General features: G+C 61.7%; 18 protein-coding genes. 7 read left to right on the top strand and 11 right to left on the bottom strand.

Going from position 1 to position 15,947, the window contains the following annotated elements:
• Positions 1 to 37 precede the first annotated feature (37 nt).
• Entirely contained in the window at positions 38 to 943 is a 906-nt protein-coding gene (gene rsmI / locus BZL41_RS19340; protein WP_168191038.1) for a 16S rRNA (cytidine(1402)-2'-O)-methyltransferase, read from the bottom strand.
• Positions 944 to 1,034: 91 nt separating this feature from the next.
• On the opposite strand from rsmI, the gene BZL41_RS19335 reads away from it, so the two are divergent.
• The 4 genes from BZL41_RS19335 to BZL41_RS19320 are packed head-to-tail and all read left to right on the top strand — an operon-like array spanning position 1,035 to position 4,362.
• The gene (locus BZL41_RS19335; RefSeq protein WP_095600802.1) at positions 1,035 to 2,846 is read left to right on the top strand and encodes a penicillin-binding protein activator; all 1,812 of its coding nucleotides are present in this window, start codon (positions 1,035 to 1,037) and stop codon (positions 2,844 to 2,846) included.
• On the top strand, positions 2,846 to 3,211 hold the full coding sequence (locus tag BZL41_RS19330; protein ID WP_095600801.1) for a YraN family protein: 366 nt from the start codon (positions 2,846 to 2,848) through the stop codon (positions 3,209 to 3,211). The genes BZL41_RS19335 and BZL41_RS19330 overlap by 1 nt, the downstream gene beginning before the upstream one ends.
• A gap of 30 nt (positions 3,212 to 3,241) precedes the next feature.
• Entirely contained in the window at positions 3,242 to 3,835 is a 594-nt protein-coding gene (locus BZL41_RS19325) for a phosphoheptose isomerase (protein WP_084336594.1), read from the top strand.
• Entirely contained in the window at positions 3,832 to 4,362 is a 531-nt protein-coding gene (locus tag BZL41_RS19320; protein ID WP_084336592.1) for a BON domain-containing protein, read from the top strand. The genes BZL41_RS19325 and BZL41_RS19320 overlap by 4 nt, the downstream gene beginning before the upstream one ends.
• Positions 4,363 to 4,419: 57 nt before the next feature.
• On the opposite strand, the gene BZL41_RS19315 is transcribed toward BZL41_RS19320, so the two are convergent.
• From BZL41_RS19315 to rplM, 7 genes are all read right to left on the bottom strand, one after another.
• Positions 4,420 to 4,836: a ClpXP protease specificity-enhancing factor gene (locus tag BZL41_RS19315; protein WP_084336590.1), complete on the bottom strand. Its 417-nt coding sequence runs from the start codon at positions 4,834 to 4,836 to the stop codon at positions 4,420 to 4,422.
• A gap of 15 nt (positions 4,837 to 4,851) precedes the next feature.
• Entirely contained in the window at positions 4,852 to 5,469 is a 618-nt protein-coding gene (locus tag BZL41_RS19310; RefSeq protein WP_095600800.1) for a glutathione S-transferase N-terminal domain-containing protein, read from the bottom strand.
• 83 nt (positions 5,470 to 5,552) lie between these two features.
• Positions 5,553 to 6,332 carry a cytochrome c1 gene (locus tag BZL41_RS19305; RefSeq protein ID WP_095600799.1) on the bottom strand — a complete coding sequence of 260 codons (780 nt, stop codon included), beginning with the start codon at positions 6,330 to 6,332 and terminating at the stop codon, positions 5,553 to 5,555.
• Positions 6,332 to 7,543: a cytochrome bc complex cytochrome b subunit gene (locus BZL41_RS19300; protein WP_095600798.1), complete on the bottom strand. Its 1,212-nt coding sequence runs from the start codon at positions 7,541 to 7,543 to the stop codon at positions 6,332 to 6,334. Before BZL41_RS19300 ends, BZL41_RS19305 begins: the two co-directional genes overlap by 1 nt.
• Positions 7,543 to 8,136 carry a ubiquinol-cytochrome c reductase iron-sulfur subunit gene (petA, locus tag BZL41_RS19295; RefSeq protein WP_095600797.1) on the bottom strand — a complete coding sequence of 198 codons (594 nt, stop codon included), beginning with the start codon at positions 8,134 to 8,136 and terminating at the stop codon, positions 7,543 to 7,545. The genes BZL41_RS19300 and petA overlap by 1 nt, the downstream gene beginning before the upstream one ends.
• Positions 8,137 to 8,386: 250 nt before the next feature.
• Positions 8,387 to 8,779, bottom strand: a complete 393-nt coding sequence (gene rpsI, locus BZL41_RS19290) for a 30S ribosomal protein S9 (RefSeq protein ID WP_095600796.1) — start codon at positions 8,777 to 8,779, stop codon at positions 8,387 to 8,389.
• 14 nt (positions 8,780 to 8,793) lie between these two features.
• On the bottom strand, positions 8,794 to 9,222 hold the full coding sequence (rplM, locus tag BZL41_RS19285) for a 50S ribosomal protein L13 (RefSeq protein ID WP_084336578.1): 429 nt from the start codon (positions 9,220 to 9,222) through the stop codon (positions 8,794 to 8,796).
• Between the two features lie 275 nt (positions 9,223 to 9,497).
• Here rplM and BZL41_RS19280 point away from each other — a divergent pair, with 275 nt between their 5' ends.
• Positions 9,498 to 10,535, top strand: coding sequence for an NADP(H)-dependent aldo-keto reductase (locus BZL41_RS19280; protein WP_095600795.1), 1,038 nt, complete (start codon positions 9,498 to 9,500; stop codon positions 10,533 to 10,535).
• Between the two features lie 4 nt (positions 10,536 to 10,539).
• Here BZL41_RS19280 and nfi read toward each other — a convergent pair whose 3' ends face one another.
• Positions 10,540 to 11,253, bottom strand: a complete 714-nt coding sequence (nfi, locus tag BZL41_RS19275; protein ID WP_095600794.1) for a deoxyribonuclease V — start codon at positions 11,251 to 11,253, stop codon at positions 10,540 to 10,542.
• A gap of 103 nt (positions 11,254 to 11,356) precedes the next feature.
• Positions 11,357 to 12,502 carry an acyl-CoA dehydrogenase family protein gene (locus BZL41_RS19270; RefSeq protein WP_174706188.1) on the bottom strand — a complete coding sequence of 382 codons (1,146 nt, stop codon included), beginning with the start codon at positions 12,500 to 12,502 and terminating at the stop codon, positions 11,357 to 11,359.
• 227 nt (positions 12,503 to 12,729) lie between these two features.
• Here BZL41_RS19270 and BZL41_RS19265 point away from each other — a divergent pair, with 227 nt between their 5' ends.
• Both BZL41_RS19265 and BZL41_RS19260 read left to right on the top strand, forming a co-directional pair.
• Entirely contained in the window at positions 12,730 to 13,635 is a 906-nt protein-coding gene (locus BZL41_RS19265; RefSeq protein ID WP_168191039.1) for a GlxA family transcriptional regulator, read from the top strand.
• Positions 13,636 to 13,724: 89 nt separating this feature from the next.
• A complete protein-coding gene (locus BZL41_RS19260; RefSeq protein WP_095600791.1) occupies positions 13,725 to 14,684 on the top strand; it encodes a hypothetical protein in 960 nt (319 codons plus the stop codon).
• Positions 14,685 to 14,758: 74 nt separating this feature from the next.
• Here BZL41_RS19260 and zapE read toward each other — a convergent pair whose 3' ends face one another.
• The gene (gene zapE / locus BZL41_RS19255; RefSeq protein WP_095600790.1) at positions 14,759 to 15,853 is read right to left on the bottom strand and encodes a cell division protein ZapE; all 1,095 of its coding nucleotides are present in this window, start codon (positions 15,851 to 15,853) and stop codon (positions 14,759 to 14,761) included.
• Positions 15,854 to 15,947 lie beyond the last annotated feature (94 nt).

Below are 15,947 nucleotides of genomic sequence, written 5' to 3'. Positions count from 1 at the left end.
AGCTACAAGCTGCAAGCGCGGCACCTTTCGCCGACAATCAATCCGATCCCTGCCGACGCTCCAGAGCCGCCTGATAGAGCAGATTCTTCCGCACCCCGGTTATCTCCGCCGCCACCGCAGCCGCCCGTTTGAGCGGCAACTCCGCCAGCAACAGATCGAGCACGCGCAAAGCCTCGGCACTCAAGGCCTCGTCTCCCTCGGGCGCTTGCCAGCCCTCCACCAGTACCACGCATTCGCCGCGCTGCTGATTGCTATCGGCTGCCACCCAGGCGCGCAATTCAGCCAAGGGCAGCCCCTTGAGCGTCTCGAAGGTCTTGGTCAGCTCGCGCGCCAAGACAGCCTGCCGGTCACCGCCGAACGTCGCTTCCATATCTTCGATGCATTCGAGAATCCGATGCGGCGCCTCATAGAAGATCAGCGTGCGCGGCTCTTCCTTGAGCAAGGCCAGACGCACCCGGCGCGCCGTCGCCTTGGCCGGCAGGAACCCCTCGAAGACGAAGCGATCGGATGGCAAGCCCGCCGCCGATAATGCGGCAATCAGAGCACAAGCGCCAGGAACCGGCACGACGGGGATTCCGACCGCGCGCGCCTGCCGAACCAGATGGAACCCCGGATCGGAAATCAGCGGCGTACCCGCATCGGAAATCAGCGCGACATCCTCTCCCGCTTCCAACCTGGCGAGAAAACGGCCGCCCTGATCCCGTTCGTTATGTTCGTGGCAGGCCGCCAAGGGCGTGGAGATACCGAAGTGCTGCATCAGTCGGGCCGAATGGCGAGTATCTTCTGCCGCGATCAGGGATACCTCGCGCAACACCCGCAGCGCCCGCGCACTGATGTCGTCCAGGTTGCCGATCGGCGTGGCGACAACGAAGAGCGTGCCGACAGAGGAATTCAGAGCACCCGGAGCCGTCACAACACACCTCGCAACATGGAAAGCGGGCATTGTAGCCGGTTTCACGCCATCGGCATCGCACCCCCGGTGACGCTTGGGTACAATCCGGGACTCATTTGCACGAGTAAACAGGAACGCTTACATGATCGCTCGCCTGCGCCCGCTCTCCGCCCTGTGTCTAGCCGGCCTGCTGGTCGCCTGCGGTAGCTCGCCCACGTCCAGCCTCGGGGAACTACCGCGCACGCCCCAGGCCAGTATCGAGCAACTGCTGCAACAGGCAGCCGAGAGCAAGCCGGAGCAGGCGGCTCTGCTGCGTCTGTCGGCGGCCGATCTGGCCTACAAACAGAAGGACACGGGACGCGCCACGCGCATTCTCGAGCAGGTGCCGCTGGACGGACTCAAGCCGGCACAACAGATTTTCGCCAGCACACTGGCGGCCGAGCTCGCCATGACCCGCAACCAACCCAAGGCAGCTCTCAAGGCCTTGAGCCACCCGAGCCTGGACCACCTGAGCGAGTTGCCGGTTGAGCAGCAGATTCGCACTCAACTGGTGCGCGCCTCCGCCTTGGAGGCTGACGGCCAGACGCTGGCCGCCGCCCGTGAGCGTGTATTCATCGCGCCGCTGCTCAGCGGCCAGGCGCAAGCCACCAACCAGGAAGCGATCTGGGGACTGGTCTCCAGCCTGCCGCTTGAACAGCTACAGGGGAATGGCGACGCCGACCTGACCGGCTGGCTCGAACTGGCGCGCATCACCAAAAGTTCGGCAACCCTAGAGCAGCAGCAGGCCGCCATCGACGCCTGGCGCGCCCAGAATCCTCAACATCCTGCCGCCCAGCAACTACCGGAAGCCCTGGTCAAGCTTAAGGAACTCGCCAGTCAACCACTCACCAAAATCGCCCTGCTATTGCCCCAAGAGGGCCAGTTGGCGTCCGTATCCCGCGCTCTGCGCGACGGTTTCCTCGCTGCCCACTACCAATCCCAGCAGGCAGGCCAGACCCCACCGGACATCGCGTTGTACGACAGCTCGCAACTCCGCTCCATGGACGATTTCTATCGCCAGGCCCAGGCCGACGGCGTACAACTGGTGGTCGGCCCGCTGGAGAAACCGCTGGTCAAGCAACTCAGCGATCACGAGCAATTGCCGATCACAACCCTGGCGTTGAACTACAGCGAAGCAGGTCAGGAAGGCCCGGCACAATTGTTCCAGTTCGGCCTCGCGGCCGAAGATGAAGCCCGCGAAGTAGCTCGGCGCGCCTGGGCAGACGGCATGCGCCGCGCCGTGGCCCTGGTGCCGCGTGGCGAATGGGGCGACCGGGTATTGGGCGCGTTCCGGCAGAGCTGGGAAGCGGCCGGTGGCAGCCTGATTGCCGCCGAGCACGTCGAGCAGCCGGTGCAACTGGCCCAGCAGATCGCCGACCTGTTCCAACTGCGCCAGAGCGAAGCACGCGCCAAGCGCCTGCAGAATGTGCTCGGTACTCCGGTCGCCGCGCAGCCGACCCGCCGCCAGGACGTGGACTTCATCTTCCTCGCCGCCACCCCACAACAGGCCCAGCAGATCAAGCCGACCCTCGCCTTCCAGTACGCGGGAGACGTGCCCGTCTATGCCACTTCGCACCTGTTCACCGGCAGCAATGAACAACGTCAGTACCTCGACCTGAACGGTATCCGCTTCTGCGAAACCCCCTGGTTGTTGAACGTCAGCGACCCGCTCCGCCAGCAGGTCAGTGCGCAATGGCCGCAAGCCGGCGGCAGCCTTGGCCGACTCTATGCCATGGGGGCCGATGCCTACCGCCTCGCTCCCCGACTGAGCCAGCTCAAGACCCTGCCGGAGACCCAGATTGATGGCCTCTCCGGCCGCCTCAGCCTGAGCCCCGCACAACGCATCGAGCGCCAGCTGCCGTGGGCGGAATTCCGCGACGGCCAGGTCCAGCGACTGCCGGACGACAGCTACTGATGGGCAGCACGCAGGCCAGCGGTCGATCCGCCGAAGCATTGGCGCTTCGCCACCTTCAACAGCAGGGCCTGCGCCTGCTGACGCAGAACTGGCTCTGCCGGCGCGGCGAGCTCGATCTGGTCATGCTCGATGGCGATACAGTAGTATTCGTCGAAGTACGCTACAGGCGGCATTCCGCCTGGGGCGGTGCTCTGGAAAGCGTGGATGCGCGCAAGCGCACCAGGCTCGCCACCGCCGCCCAGCTTTTTCTGCAGAAGGAGGCGCGCTGGGCCAGATACCCGTGCCGCTTCGATGTGGTCGCCATCAATGACGATGGTCGCTCGCCCCCGCGCCTGAACTGGGTCCAGAATGCCTTCGATACCTGATCAGCCGCCCCACTGAAGGTCACTTACCTGATGGACATGCAATCCCGTATCCGCCAGCTCTTCCAGGCCAGCATCGACACCAAGCAACAGGCCATGGAAGTTCTCGTACCGTTCATCGAGCAGGCGAGCCAGGTCATGGTTCATGCCCTGCTCAACGAGGGCAAGATCCTTTCCTGCGGCAACGGTGGCTCCGCCGGCGATGCCCAGCATTTTTCCTCCGAGCTGCTCAACCGCTTCGAGCGCGAACGTCCGAGCCTGCCGGCCGTGGCACTGACCACCGATAGCTCGACCATCACCTCGATCGCCAACGACTACAGCTACAACGAAGTCTTTTCCAAGCAGATTCGCGCGCTCGGCCAACCGGGCGACGTGCTCCTGGCGATTTCCACCAGCGGTAACTCCGCAAACGTCATCCAGGCCATCCAGGCCGCGCACGACCGTGAGATGGTGGTCGTGGCACTGACTGGCCGCGACGGCGGCGGCATGGCCTCCCTGCTCCTTCCCGAAGACGTCGAAATCCGCGTGCCGTCCAAGGTCACCGCGCGCATTCAGGAAGTGCACCTGCTGGCCATCCACTGCCTGTGCGATCTCATCGATAGTCAGTTGTTCGGGAGTGAAGAATGATGCGCAACCCGCTGATCCTTTTTGTCCTGGCCCTCAGCCTGGTTCTAGGCGGCTGCGGTAGCCGCACCATCGGCAAGAAGATCGACGATCAGTTCATCCCTGGACGGGTCGAGGCCAACATGGCCGAAGCCCACCAGGACTTGGTTCACTCGTCGCATATCGTGGTGACCAGCTACAACGGCGTAGTCCTGTTGGCAGGCCAGACCCCACGCGCCGAACTCAAGGAAATGGCCGAGCGGGCTGCTCGTTCGGTACAGGGCGTGCGCAAGGTACACAACGAACTGCAAGTCATACAGCCCTCCTCGGCACTGGCACGCAGCAACGACACTCTGCTGACCACCAAGATCAAGACGCAGATGCTGGCCGATAGCAATATCGCCAGCTCCCGTATCAAGGTCGTCACCGAGAACGGCATCGTCTACCTGCTCGGCCTGGTCACGCGCCCGGAAGCCGCCCGTGCCACCAACCTCGTACAGGGCGTGTCCGGGGTACAGAAGATCGTCAAGCTGTTCGAATACACGGACTGACCCATCACCCGCTCCGAGCGGGCATGAAAAAGGCGATCCTCGGATCGCCTTTTTTTGTTACTTGACCACTTTCAGGCTGGGTCGCCCACTGGGCCGGGGCGGCTCGCCGCCGGAAGGGCCGTCATCGTCCGGCCCCGGTTCCTCGTCATCCTCCTCTGGAATCGGAGGCTCCAGATCGAACACCATGCCCTGCCCGTTCTCACGGGCATAGATCGCCAGCACCGCAGAGGTCGGAATATAGAGACTGTGTGCAACGCCGCCGAAGCGGCCTTCGAAGCTGACTGCCTCGTTATCCATGTGCAGGTGCCGCACGGCACTGGGAGAAACGTTCAGTACGATCTGCCCGTCGCTGGCGAAACCAGGCGGCACCTGAACACCGGAAAATTCGGCATTCACCAGCAGATGGGGCGTGCAATCGTTATCGACGATCCACTCGTAAAGAGCACGAACCAGATAGGGACGACTGGACTTCATCAGGGCCTCCTCGGCTTAGCGCATATCACGCTCGACGGTGGACAGACTGGCCTGGAAGGCCTCACGGGCGAACTGCCGCTCCATGTAGTCCAGCAAGGGCTTGGCCGGGCGCGGCAGCTCGATCCCCAGAACGGGCAGGCGCCAGAGAATCGGTAACAGGCAACAATCCACCAGGCTCAACTCCTCACTAAGAAAGAACGGCTTATCGGCGAACAGGGGCGATACGCCGGTCAGGCTTTCCCGCAGTTCCTTGCGCGCCTGGGCGCGAACCGCCTCCTTGCTGCGCGGGTCGAGGATCTGGTCTACCAAGGCACACCAGTCACGCTGGATACGGTGCATCAGCAATCGACTGTTCGCACGCGCCACCGGGTAGACCGGCAACAGGGGGGGATGCGGGTAACGCTCGTCCAGATATTCCATCACTACGGTGGATTCGTACAGCGCAAGGTCACGATCAACCAGCGTCGGCAAGCTGCCGTAGGGGTTCACCTCAGCCAGCCTGGACGGACAACGCCCCGGCTCGACATCGATGATTTCGGCGCTGACACCCTTCTCGGCGAGCACAAGACGTACGCGGTGGGAGTAGTGGTCGGCGGGGTCGGAATAACAGGCCAACCTATTGGTCACGCCCATGGCGTCCTCCTCGCTTATCAAGAAGCAAAAAAGCGCGCGCGCCCAAAGCGGGCGCGCGCGTCACAGCCGAAACGGCTGGGTTCTCAGTGAACGTCCTTCCAGTATTCGCGCTTGAGCAAATAGGCAAACACGAAGAAGAAGGCAAGGTAGAGCAGCACATAGGTACCGATGCGCTGGCTCTCCAGCTTCACGGGGTTGGCCGAGTAGGCCAGGAAGGTCACCAGGTTCTTGACCTTCTCGTCGAACTCCGCCTCGCTCAGCTTGCCGGTTTTCGGGACTACGGTCAGCTGATCGCACGCCTCGTGGGTGATCGGCGTACCGGTCAAAGGATCGAACTGCTTCTTGCCGTTATCGACCACTTGCACCTGCTTGCAACCGATCACCTGGCGGCCCTGGAGAGGAGCCAGGACGTTCGGCATACCGACGTTCGGGAAGGTCTTGTTGTTGACGCCCCACGGACGGGCCGGATCTTCATAGAACGTGCGCAGATAGGTATACAGCCAGTCATTGCCACGCACGCGGGCAACCAGGGTCAGGTCCGGCGGAGCGGCACCGAACCAAACCTTGGCATCCTCGGGCTTCATACCGATCTTCATGTGGTCGCCGATCTTGGCGCCGGTGAAGACCAGGTTTTCCAGCATCAGCTCTTCCGGAATACCCAGATCCTTGGCAACACGCTCGTAGCGCTGGAACTGTGCGCTATGGCAGCCCATGCAATAGTTGGCGAACGTACGCGCCCCATCCTGCATGGCGGCCTTATCGGTCAGATCGATGTCAACCTTGTCCAGCTCGACATGACCACCCGCAGCAAAGGCGAAGACTGGCAGTGCAGCGAGAATCAATGCAGCGAAATGCTTTTTCATCAGCCATTCACCCTTTCCGGAACCGCTTTGGTCTTTTCCATCCTGGTGTAGAACGGCATCAGGATGAAGTAGGCGAAGTACAGGAACGTGCACACCCGCGACAACAGGGTACGCTCGGGGGTCGGAGCCAGAACGCCGAGCACACCGAGGATGACGAAGGAGATGCAGAACACCCAGAGCCAGATCTTGCTCAACCAGCCCTTGTACTTCATGGACTTGACCGGGCTGCGATCCAACCACGGCAGCACGAACAGGATGGCGATGGCCGCTCCCATGGCGATAACACCCATGAGCTTGTCCGGAACCGCACGCAGGATGGCGTAGAACGGGGTGAAGTACCACACCGGAGCAATGTGCTCAGGCGTCTTGAATGCGTTGGCCACTTCGAAGTTGGGCTTCTCAAGGAAGTAACCGCCCATCTCCGGGAAGAAGAACACAACGGCACAGAAGACGAACAGGAATACCACCACACCGACGATGTCCTTCACGGTGTAGTACGGATGGAACGGAATGCCATCCAGCGGCACGCCGGCTTCGTCCTTGGTCTTCTTGATATCCACGCCCAGCGGGTTGTTCGAACCCACTTCGTGCAGTGCCAGGATGTGCAGCACGACCAGGCCAAGCAGCACGATCGGCAGGGCGATCACATGCAGGGCGAAGAAGCGGTTCAGGGTAATACCGGAAATCAGGTAGTCACCACGGATCCACTGCGTCAGGTCATCGCCGATCACCGGGATAGCACCGAACAGAGAGATGATCACCTGGGCACCCCAGTAGGACATCTGTCCCCACGGCAGCAGGTAGCCCATGAAGGCCTCCGCCATCAGCGCCAAGTAGATCAGCATGCCGAAGATCCACACCAGCTCGCGCGGCTTCTGGTACGAACCATAGAGCAGGCCGCGGAACATGTGCAGGTAGACCACGATGAAGAACGCCGAAGCCCCGGTCGAATGCAGGTAACGGATGATCCACCCGTACTCCACGTCGCGCATGATGTACTCGACGGAGGCGAAGGCCTCTTCGGCAGACGGCGTGAAGCTCATGGTCAGCCAGATGCCAGTAAGGATCTGGTTGACCAGCACCAGCAGCGCCAGCGAACCGAAGAAATAGAAGAAGTTGAAGTTCTTGGGTGCGTAGTACTTGGACAGATGGTCTTCCCACATCTTGGTCGCCGGGAAGCGCGCATCGACCCAATCCATGAATTTGCTCATCAGGCTTTCTCCTGGTCCACGCCGACGACGATCACATCATCCGACTCGTACGAGTGCGGCGGTACCGGCAGGTTCAAGGGCGCGGGCTGCGACTTGTAGACACGGCCGGCCAGGTCATAGCGGGAACCGTGGCAAGGGCAGAAGTAACCGCCCACCCATTCCGGTCCCAAATCGGCCGGAGCCACTTCGGGACGGAAGGAAGGAGAACAGCCCAGGTGAGTGCACAGACCGACCAGGACCAGGATTTCCGGTTTGATCGAGCGCACCTTGGGATCCACGTATTCGGGTTGGACCGACTCCTTGGACTCAGGGTCAGCCACGCTCGAGGCGATCTTTTCCAGGTTGCCCAGGATTTCCTCGGTGCGACGAACGATGAAGACAGGCTGACCACGCCATTCGGCCACCATCTGCTGGCCCGGCTCGATCTTGCTGACATTCACCTTCACCGGAGCACCAGCGGCCTTCGCCTTGGCACTGGGGAACCATGACCCCACGAACGGAACCGCAGCACCTACCGCTCCGGCAGCACCCACCACGGAAGTGGCTGCTACCAAGAAGCGACGCCGGCCTGCATTCACGCCGTCATTGCTCATTCAGTCGTCTCCCATCAGCTTTGTGGCCTGTTGTTCAGGCCTCTAAGTAAAAATTCGAGCCGCGCAAAAAATTCGCCAAATGGTAAAGAAAAGCCCCTTTTCTGACAAGGTAATAACTTATTTCAGAACAGGTCCAAGCCTTGTACCACGGGGCATCCAGCGATGCGGCAAGTTGTCGCAGACATATTTTGCGCCCATAAAAAACGCCCAGCTCCAAAGGAGACTGGGCGTTTTTGAAGGTAGCAGCGAATTAACGCTTGGAGTACTGCGGACGCTTACGCGCTTTACGCAGACCAACCTTCTTACGCTCGACTTCACGAGCATCGCGAGTAACGTAGCCAGCCTTGCGCAGCGGGCTGCGGAAGCTCTCGTCGTACTCGATCAGCGCACGAGTGATACCGTGACGGATCGCACCGGCCTGGCCGCTGACACCGCCACCGATGACGGTAACGTACACGTCGAACTTCTCGACGGTCTCGGTCAGCTCCAGCGGCTGGCGAACCACCATGCGGGCGGTTTCACGACCGAAGAACTTGTCCAGGCTGCGGTTATTGATGGAGATGTTGCCAGTACCCGGACGCAGGAAAACGCGTGCGGTTGCAGTCTTGCGACGGCCAGTGCCGTAGTTTTGAGTCGCCGACATAATGAACTATTCCGTTAAATCTTCAGTTCTTGGGGCTGCTGAGCGGTGTGCGGGTGGACGGAACCCTTGTACACCTTCAGCTTACGGTACATGTCGCGACCCAGCGGGTTCTTCGGCAGCATGCCCTTGACCGCGGTCTCGATCACGCGCTCGGGCGCCTTGGCGATCAGCTTTTCGAAGTTGATCGACTTGATGCCACCCGGGAAGCCGGAGTGGGAGTAGTACATCTTGTCGGTGGTCTTGGCACCGGTGACGCGAACCTGCTCGGCATTGATCACGACGATGTAGTCGCCGGTATCCACGTGCGGAGTGTATTCAGGCTTGTGCTTGCCACGCAGGCGGCTAGCGATTTCAGTGGCCAGACGACCCAGGGTCTGACCCGCAGCGTCGACGACATACCAGTCGCGCTTGACGGTTTCCGGTTTAGCAGTAAAAGTCTTCATTCGTTATAGCCTCAGGGGCCGCCCTGAAAATAAGACGGCGGATCTTACTGAATAGTGCTTGCTTTGACAAGGTCAAAGGCAGCCGGAAACAGACGCTGTCGGGGGCTCGGGTCAGCGCGTCCGCTACGGCGGGGTTCGGTAGGCTAGGCATCCCCTACCTGTTTTTTCGAACGGGCTAGGCATCCCCGTCGAGAAAGTCGCGGAATTATGCCGATTGCTACGAAAATAGCAACCTGCTTTGATGGGCGTTTTCCTAATGTCCGAGGAGAAGCAGGATGGAATTTCGACGTCTGGGGCGCACCGACATCCAGGTCAGCGCACTCTGCCTGGGCACCATGACCTGGGGCGAGCAGAACACCGAAGCGGATGCCTTCGCCCAGATCGACAGGGCCAGGGCCGCAGGTATCAATTTCATCGATACCGCCGAGATGTACCCGGTGCCGCCGCGAGCCGAAACCTACACCACCACCGAACGCATCATCGGCAACTATTTCAAGAACCGCGGCAACCGCGCCGAGTGGGTACTGGCGAGCAAGGTCGCCGGGCCGGGCAACGGTATCGACTACATTCGCGGCGGCAATCCCAAACACAATCGCGAACACATCGTCGCCGCGCTGGATGCCAGCCTGAAGCGCCTGCAGACCGACTGGATCGATCTTTATCAGTTGCATTGGCCGGAGCGCAGCACCAATTTCTTCGGCCAGCTCGGCTATCGCCACCGGGAAGAGCGCTTCACTCCACTGGAGGAAACCCTGGAAGTGCTCGACGAACAGGTCAAGGCCGGCAAGATCCGACATATCGGCCTGTCCAACGAAACGCCCTGGGGAACCATGACGTTTCTGCAACTCGCCGAAAGCCGTGGCTGGCCGCGCGCGGTTTCGATCCAAAACCCCTACAACCTGCTCAATCGCACCTTCGAGGTGGGCCTGGCGGAGATCGCCATGCGCGAACAATGCGGACTGCTGGCCTATTCCCCGCTGGCGTTCGGCATGCTCTCCGGAAAATACGAGAACGATGCGCGCCCGGCCAACGCGCGGCTGACCCTGTTCAGCCGTTTCCAGCGCTACAACAATCCACAGAGCGTGGCGGCGACCAGTCGCTACGTAGCGCTGGCCCGCGCCCACGGACTCGATCCGGCCCAGATGGCGCTGGCCTTCGTCACCCGCCAGCCCTTCGTGACCAGTAATATCATCGGCGCGACCAGCCTGGAACAGTTGGAAAGCAACCTGGCCAGTGCCGAGCTGGAATTGTCGGACGAGGTGTTGACCGCCATCGAGGCGATCCACGTAACCCAGCCCAACCCGGCGCCCTGAGCCTCTACAGCAGTTCGCCCTGCCGGGGCTCCTTGCCGGCGTCCCGTCGTGACGCGAGCCGATCCGCCAGCCGGGTCGGCTCGGGCAGGCGATAGCGGGTCAGGCAGTCCATTACCAGGCTCGGCGCACTTGCCAAGCTGACCCGGTTGCCCGGCGAAACGATCAGCGGGCGCACTCCGTCCTTGCTGCGCAGCACCGTACCGATCACTTCGCCCTTCTCCAGCAGGTCGACCCTGTCGCCCCGCTGAAGCCCCAGCTCTTCGTGGTTGCCCGTCAGAATCTTCTTCGCCACGCCGATGGTCGGTAGTCCTGTCACCACGCCCAGGTGCGCGGCGATTCCCAGGCGCCGGGGATGGGCAATCCCATGGCCATCGACGAAAACCAGGTCCGGAACCGCCGGCAATTCACCCAACGCCTGTAACAGCGCGGGCAGTTCGCGGAAGGACAACAGCCCCGGTACATAAGGCATTCGGGTGGGAACCCTGACCAAGCTGGTGGCGATCGGCGCCAGGGTGTGGGCATCCAGCAGGACGGCTGCCGCCCGGGTCACGCTCCCTCCTTCTTCGAACCCGACATCGAGTCCGGCCAGCAGATGCAGCGGTGGGTAGTCGTCGACCAGACGGACACGCGCGGCCAGTTCCTTCTGCAACGCCCGCGCACTAGCGATGCTGCCGTCCCAACCGGTGAAAGGTTCGATCTGCGCGAGGGGTGTGGTCATGCCTGTGCTCCCGAAATCCAAAGCATTGGACGGGCACACTACCGGCAGGTTCGTTGCGAGAACAGCCTGCCGGCGCCTAGCCGCACCGGCAGGATCTACCCCATCAAAGCGAGCGGGCGATGATTTCCTTCATGATCTCGTTGGTGCCGGCATAGATCCGCTGCACCCGCGCATCGGCCCACGCCCGCGCGACCGGATACTCCCACATGAAGCCGTAGCCACCGTGAAGCTGCACGCACTCGTCGAGCACCTTGCACTGCAGGTCGGTTCCCCAGTACTTGAGCATCGCCGCGGTCGGCACATCCAGCTTGCCGGCAAGGTGCAATTCCAGGCAACGGTCGACGAAGACTCGCCCCACCTGGATTTCGGTCGCCATCTCCGCCAGTTTGAAGCGGGTGTTCTGGAAATCGGCGATGGCCTTGCCGAACGCCTTGCGCTCGCGGGTGTAGTCCAGTGTCCACTTCAACGCCGCCTCGGCCGAGGCCAAGGCCCCGACCCCCACCGTCAGCCGTTCCTGGGGCAGCTCCTGCATCAGGTAAGCAAAGCCCATCCCAGCCTGACCGAGCAGGTTTTCCTTGGGTACGCGGACGTCCTGGAAGAACAGCTCGGAGGTGTCCTGCGCCTTCATGCCCACCTTTTCCAGGCGCTTGCCCTTGGCGAAGCCGGGCGCACCCGCCTCCACCAGGAACAGGCTGGTGCCCTTGGCACCGGCCTTGGGGTCGGTTTTTGCCACGACGATCACCAGGTCGGCCAGGTAACCGTTGGTGATGAATGTCTTGGAACCGTTGATGACGTACTCGTCGCCGTCCAGGACCGCGGTGGTCTTCACGCCTTGCAGGTCGGAACCAGCGCCTGGCTCGGTCATGGCGATGGCAGTGACCAGCTCGCCGGATACCATCCTCGGCAGGTATTTCTGCTTCTGCGCCTCGGAGCCGTAATGCAGGATGTAGGGCGCAACGATGTCGGAATGGAGGGAGAAACCGATGCCGGTAAGACCGAGCCGACTGATCTCCTCGATCACCACAGCGCTATACAGGAAGTCGGCCCCCATGCCGCCGTACTCTTCGGGGATGTGCGAGCAGAGCATCCCCGCCTCGCCGGCCTTGTTCCATAGCTGGCGATCGATATGACCGTCCTTCTCCCATTGGTGGTGGTAGGGAACCGCTTCCTGTTCGAGGAATTTGCGCACGCTGTCGCGGAAGAGTTCGTGATCCGAACTGAACAGGGTTCTTGGAATCATGGTGGGCACCTGATGGCTGTCTTGGCTGGGCACGACTGTAGGCCAAGCAAATGCTCGGTCGCACTGGACACATGCGACAAAAAATAAGACGATCCAGCCGCCAATTGACCGCTTCACCCTCGACAAGAATAAAAACCATGCCCATCAGACCATCCGCCACCCTGCGTCGCGTCAGCATCCTGGCCACCGAGGGCGTCTTCGCCTCCACCCTGATGCAGGCGAAAGATTTCTTTCACATGGCCAGCCTGCGCTATGGCAAGCAGCAAGGCCTCGGCCTCACGCCCGCCTTCGAGATCCACCTGGTCAGCCCGGATGGCCAGCCCGTGCGCAGCTTCAGTCATGTGCAGGTGCCCGTGGACGGCCCGCTGGACGAGGCGGATGTAATCCTTTTGCCCGCCTTCTGGGGCGACTTCGACGCGCTCTGCACACGTTATCCACAAGTCCTCGATTGGTTGCGCAAGCAGCACGCGGCCGGCAGTACCCTCTGCGGCGAAGCCACCGGTGTGTTCTGGATGGCCCAGGCCGGTCTGCTCGATGGCAAGGAAGCCACCACGTACTGGCGCTTCTTCCGCGAATTCGCCGAACGCTTCCCCCAGGTGCTGCTGAACACCGAGAAGCACCTGTCGGACGCCGACAATCTCTACTGCGCCGGCGGTGTCACCTCGGTCTGCGACCTCTACATCTACTTGATCGAGCGCTTCTGCGGCGCGGGCGTCGCCCAGGGCGTGGCACGCGACATTCTCTATGAGGTACAGCGCAGCTATACGCCCGGCCGGATCGGTTTCGGCGGGCAGAAGCTGCACCAGGATGTGACCATCCTGCAGATTCAGCAATGGCTGGAGGAACATTACGCCGACAAGTTCCGCTTCGAGGACGTGGCCCGCGACCACGGCATGAGCATCCGCAACTTCATGCGCCGCTTCCAGGCCGCCACCGGTGACAAGCCGCTGCACTACCTGCAACGGTTACGCATCGAAACAGCCAAGAGCCTGCTTTCCTCGACACGCAAAAGCATCAAGACCATCAGTTACGAAGTGGGTTACGACGACGCGAGTTTCTTCGCCCGCCTGTTCCGTCAGCACACGGAGCTATCGCCCAACCAATACCGGCGCCAGTTCCAGCAAAAGGACACCGCTGCTTGAGCCGGGCGACAGAACCAAGGATGGGTTGGCTGACCTTGGTACCGCCCTATGATCGGACCCGTTCCTAACAACAAGAACAGGTCCGTGCCATGCGTTGCTATCTGCTTGCCCTGCTGATGCTCTTCAGCCTCGGCGCCATTGCCGATCCCTCGTGGAAACCCTTCCCTTACGACCAGAGCGCCTACGACTATTCCGGCGACAAGCTGCGTGAAGCCTGGCCACGCCTGACCCGCGGCTTCGGCGACTATCCCTTCCCGGACGCCGACTGGGTCATCGAAACGGCCACCCGTAATCCCAAGGCCCTGGAGATGACCGTAGCCGGCGGCACCGGCTTCACCGGCAAGCCGGAGGAAGCCGAAGCCTATGCAGCCAAGCTGCAGGACATCTGGCGCCTGCTGTTCCGAGGCGATTTCGCCCAAGCCAAGGAGCAAGGCCTCGCGCTGGGCGTCGGCGGGCAGGTCCCGGCGATGTTCGCCCAGGTTCTCTACGCCATGTTCCTGGCGCCGACCCAGGAGGAGAAGCATCGCCTGCTGGAAGAAGTCATCGAGTACACCGACCAGGCCGGCGAACTGGTCCAGGCCGATATCGTCGCCATGTTCGGCCGGGTCTATGCCAAGGCCCGCCTCGGTGAAGAACTGTCGGTTCCGGTGGTACTCAAGCGCGGCTACACCAGCCAGATTCCCAAGGAACTGGACGCCCTCCTCGCCCGCCAACCGCAGCAGCCTTTCGCCCTGGCGTTGTATGGCGGCTACGAAGCCGGGGTGATCCGCAAGGTGGGCAAGATGGTCGGCCGGATGACCTACGGGGTCAGCGCAGACAAGATGGAGCTGTACTTCAACCGCTCCTTCAAGCAGGCCGACGACCTGCCCATCGGCCACTACGAATACGCCAATGCCCTCACCTACGTGTATGGGGACGACGAGCAGAAGAAGGTCTTGGAACACCTGAAGCGCGCCGTGGCGATCAAACCGATCAGTGCCATGGAAGCCCTGGAAGTGGCCCACGCGCAGAAGCTGCTGAAAACGCAGGAGCAGTTGGCGCACAACTGAGCGCTCCTCCTCCCAGAAAACGAAAAAGCCCGGCGGAATATTTCCGTCGGGCTTCGCTGTTCACCAACAGGCTCTTACGGCTTGTGCGGCCGCGACAAGAACTCATGCGATTGCATTTCCAGCAGACGACTCAGCGTACGCTGGAATTCGAACTCCAGACGGCCACCGGCATAGAGGTCTTTCAGCTCGACTTCGGCGGAGATGATCAGCTTGACGTTGCGATCGTAGAACTCGTCGACCAGGTTGATGAAACGACGCGCCATGTCGTCCTTGGTCGCGTTCATCTGCTCGACGTTGCTCAGCAGTACGGCGTGGAAGATCTTGCCCAACTCGATGTAATCGTTCTGGCTGCGCGGGCCATCGCACAATTCGCGGAAATCGAACCAGGCGACGTCGTCGCCCACCCAGCGCGCGACGATCGGACGGTTCTCGATCATCAGCGTTTCGTTTTCCTCGATGCCGCAGTGCTCCGGCAGCAGGCTCTTGAAGCTCTTTTCCAGGCTGGCCTCGGCCTCCGGCCCCAGCGGCCAATGGAACAGCTCGGCCTGCTCGAGCGCACGCAGGCGGTAATCGACGCCGCTGTCGACGTTGACGATCTCGGTATGCTCCTTGAGCAGAGCGATCGCAGGCAGGAAGCGGGCGCGCTGCAGGCCATCCTTGTACAGACCGTCCGGCACGATGTTGGACGTCGCCACCAGGCTCACGCCGTTCTTGAACAGCTCGTCCAGCAGGGTGGCCAGGATCATGGCGTCGGTAATGTCGGAAACGAAGAATTCGTCGAAGCAGATCACCCGCGCCTCGTCGGAAAAGCGCTTGGCAATGATGGTCAGCGGGTTCTTCTCGCCCTTGAGGGTTTTCATTTCCTCGTGGACGCGCTTCATGAAGCGATGGAAGTGGGTCCGCATCTTCTCCTTGAACGGCAGGGCCTCGAAGAAGGTATCCACCAGATAGGTCTTGCCGCGACCGACACCGCCCCAGAAGTACAGCCCCTTGACCGGCGCTTCGCGGCGCTTGCCGAGCAGTTTGCCGAACAGGCCCGGCTTGCTCTGAGACTCGGCCAGCAGGTCGTCGTACAGGCGCTGCAGGTGACGCACAGCGTTTTCCTGCGCGGCGTCATGGAAGAAATCGGGACGTTTCAGGTCGGCCTGATAGCGCTCAAGGGGGGTCATGGCGGGGTCGGGGTAGTGAAACGGGGCCGACACTTTAGCCGCGCCCTCCGCTGTTGGCAATGTGCTGAGATCGTTCAAGATGGCCGCCCTTCGT

This window comes from Pseudomonas sp. PIC25 (assembly GCF_002286785.1).
Classification (GTDB): Bacteria; Pseudomonadota; Gammaproteobacteria; order Pseudomonadales; family Pseudomonadaceae; genus Pseudomonas_M.
This window is presented reverse-complemented; position numbering and strand designations above follow the sequence as displayed.

Bases quoted from the DNA above. Each gene is read 5' to 3' on its own strand.
- BZL41_RS19260 (WP_095600791.1), top strand. From the start codon at position 13,725: ATGCGTTGCTATCTGCTTGCCCTGCTGATGCTCTTCAGCCTCGGCGCC.
- zapE (WP_095600790.1), bottom strand. From the start codon at position 15,853: ATGACCCCCCTTGAGCGCTATCAGGCCGACCTGAAACGTCCCGATTTC.
- BZL41_RS19300 (WP_095600798.1), bottom strand. From the start codon at position 7,543: ATGAGCAAATTCATGGATTGGGTCGATGCGCGCTTCCCGGCGACCAAG.
- rpsI (WP_095600796.1), bottom strand. From the start codon at position 8,779: ATGTCGGCGACTCAAAACTACGGCACTGGCCGTCGCAAGACTGCAACC.
- nfi (WP_095600794.1), bottom strand. From the start codon at position 11,253: ATGACCACACCCCTCGCGCAGATCGAACCTTTCACCGGTTGGGACGGC.
- BZL41_RS19325 (WP_084336594.1), top strand. From the start codon at position 3,242: ATGGACATGCAATCCCGTATCCGCCAGCTCTTCCAGGCCAGCATCGAC.
- BZL41_RS19330 (WP_095600801.1), top strand. From the start codon at position 2,846: ATGGGCAGCACGCAGGCCAGCGGTCGATCCGCCGAAGCATTGGCGCTT.
- BZL41_RS19315 (WP_084336590.1), bottom strand. From the start codon at position 4,836: ATGAAGTCCAGTCGTCCCTATCTGGTTCGTGCTCTTTACGAGTGGATC.
- BZL41_RS19305 (WP_095600799.1), bottom strand. From the start codon at position 6,332: ATGAAAAAGCATTTCGCTGCATTGATTCTCGCTGCACTGCCAGTCTTC.
- BZL41_RS19280 (WP_095600795.1), top strand. From the start codon at position 9,498: ATGGAATTTCGACGTCTGGGGCGCACCGACATCCAGGTCAGCGCACTC.
- BZL41_RS19320 (WP_084336592.1), top strand. From the start codon at position 3,832: ATGATGCGCAACCCGCTGATCCTTTTTGTCCTGGCCCTCAGCCTGGTT.
- BZL41_RS19335 (WP_095600802.1), top strand. From the start codon at position 1,035: ATGATCGCTCGCCTGCGCCCGCTCTCCGCCCTGTGTCTAGCCGGCCTG.
- BZL41_RS19310 (WP_095600800.1), bottom strand. From the start codon at position 5,469: ATGGGCGTGACCAATAGGTTGGCCTGTTATTCCGACCCCGCCGACCAC.
- rplM (WP_084336578.1), bottom strand. From the start codon at position 9,222: ATGAAGACTTTTACTGCTAAACCGGAAACCGTCAAGCGCGACTGGTAT.
- petA (WP_095600797.1), bottom strand. From the start codon at position 8,136: ATGAGCAATGACGGCGTGAATGCAGGCCGGCGTCGCTTCTTGGTAGCA.
- rsmI (WP_168191038.1), bottom strand. From the start codon at position 943: ATGCCCGCTTTCCATGTTGCGAGGTGTGTTGTGACGGCTCCGGGTGCT.
- BZL41_RS19265 (WP_168191039.1), top strand. From the start codon at position 12,730: ATGGCCAGCCTGCGCTATGGCAAGCAGCAAGGCCTCGGCCTCACGCCC.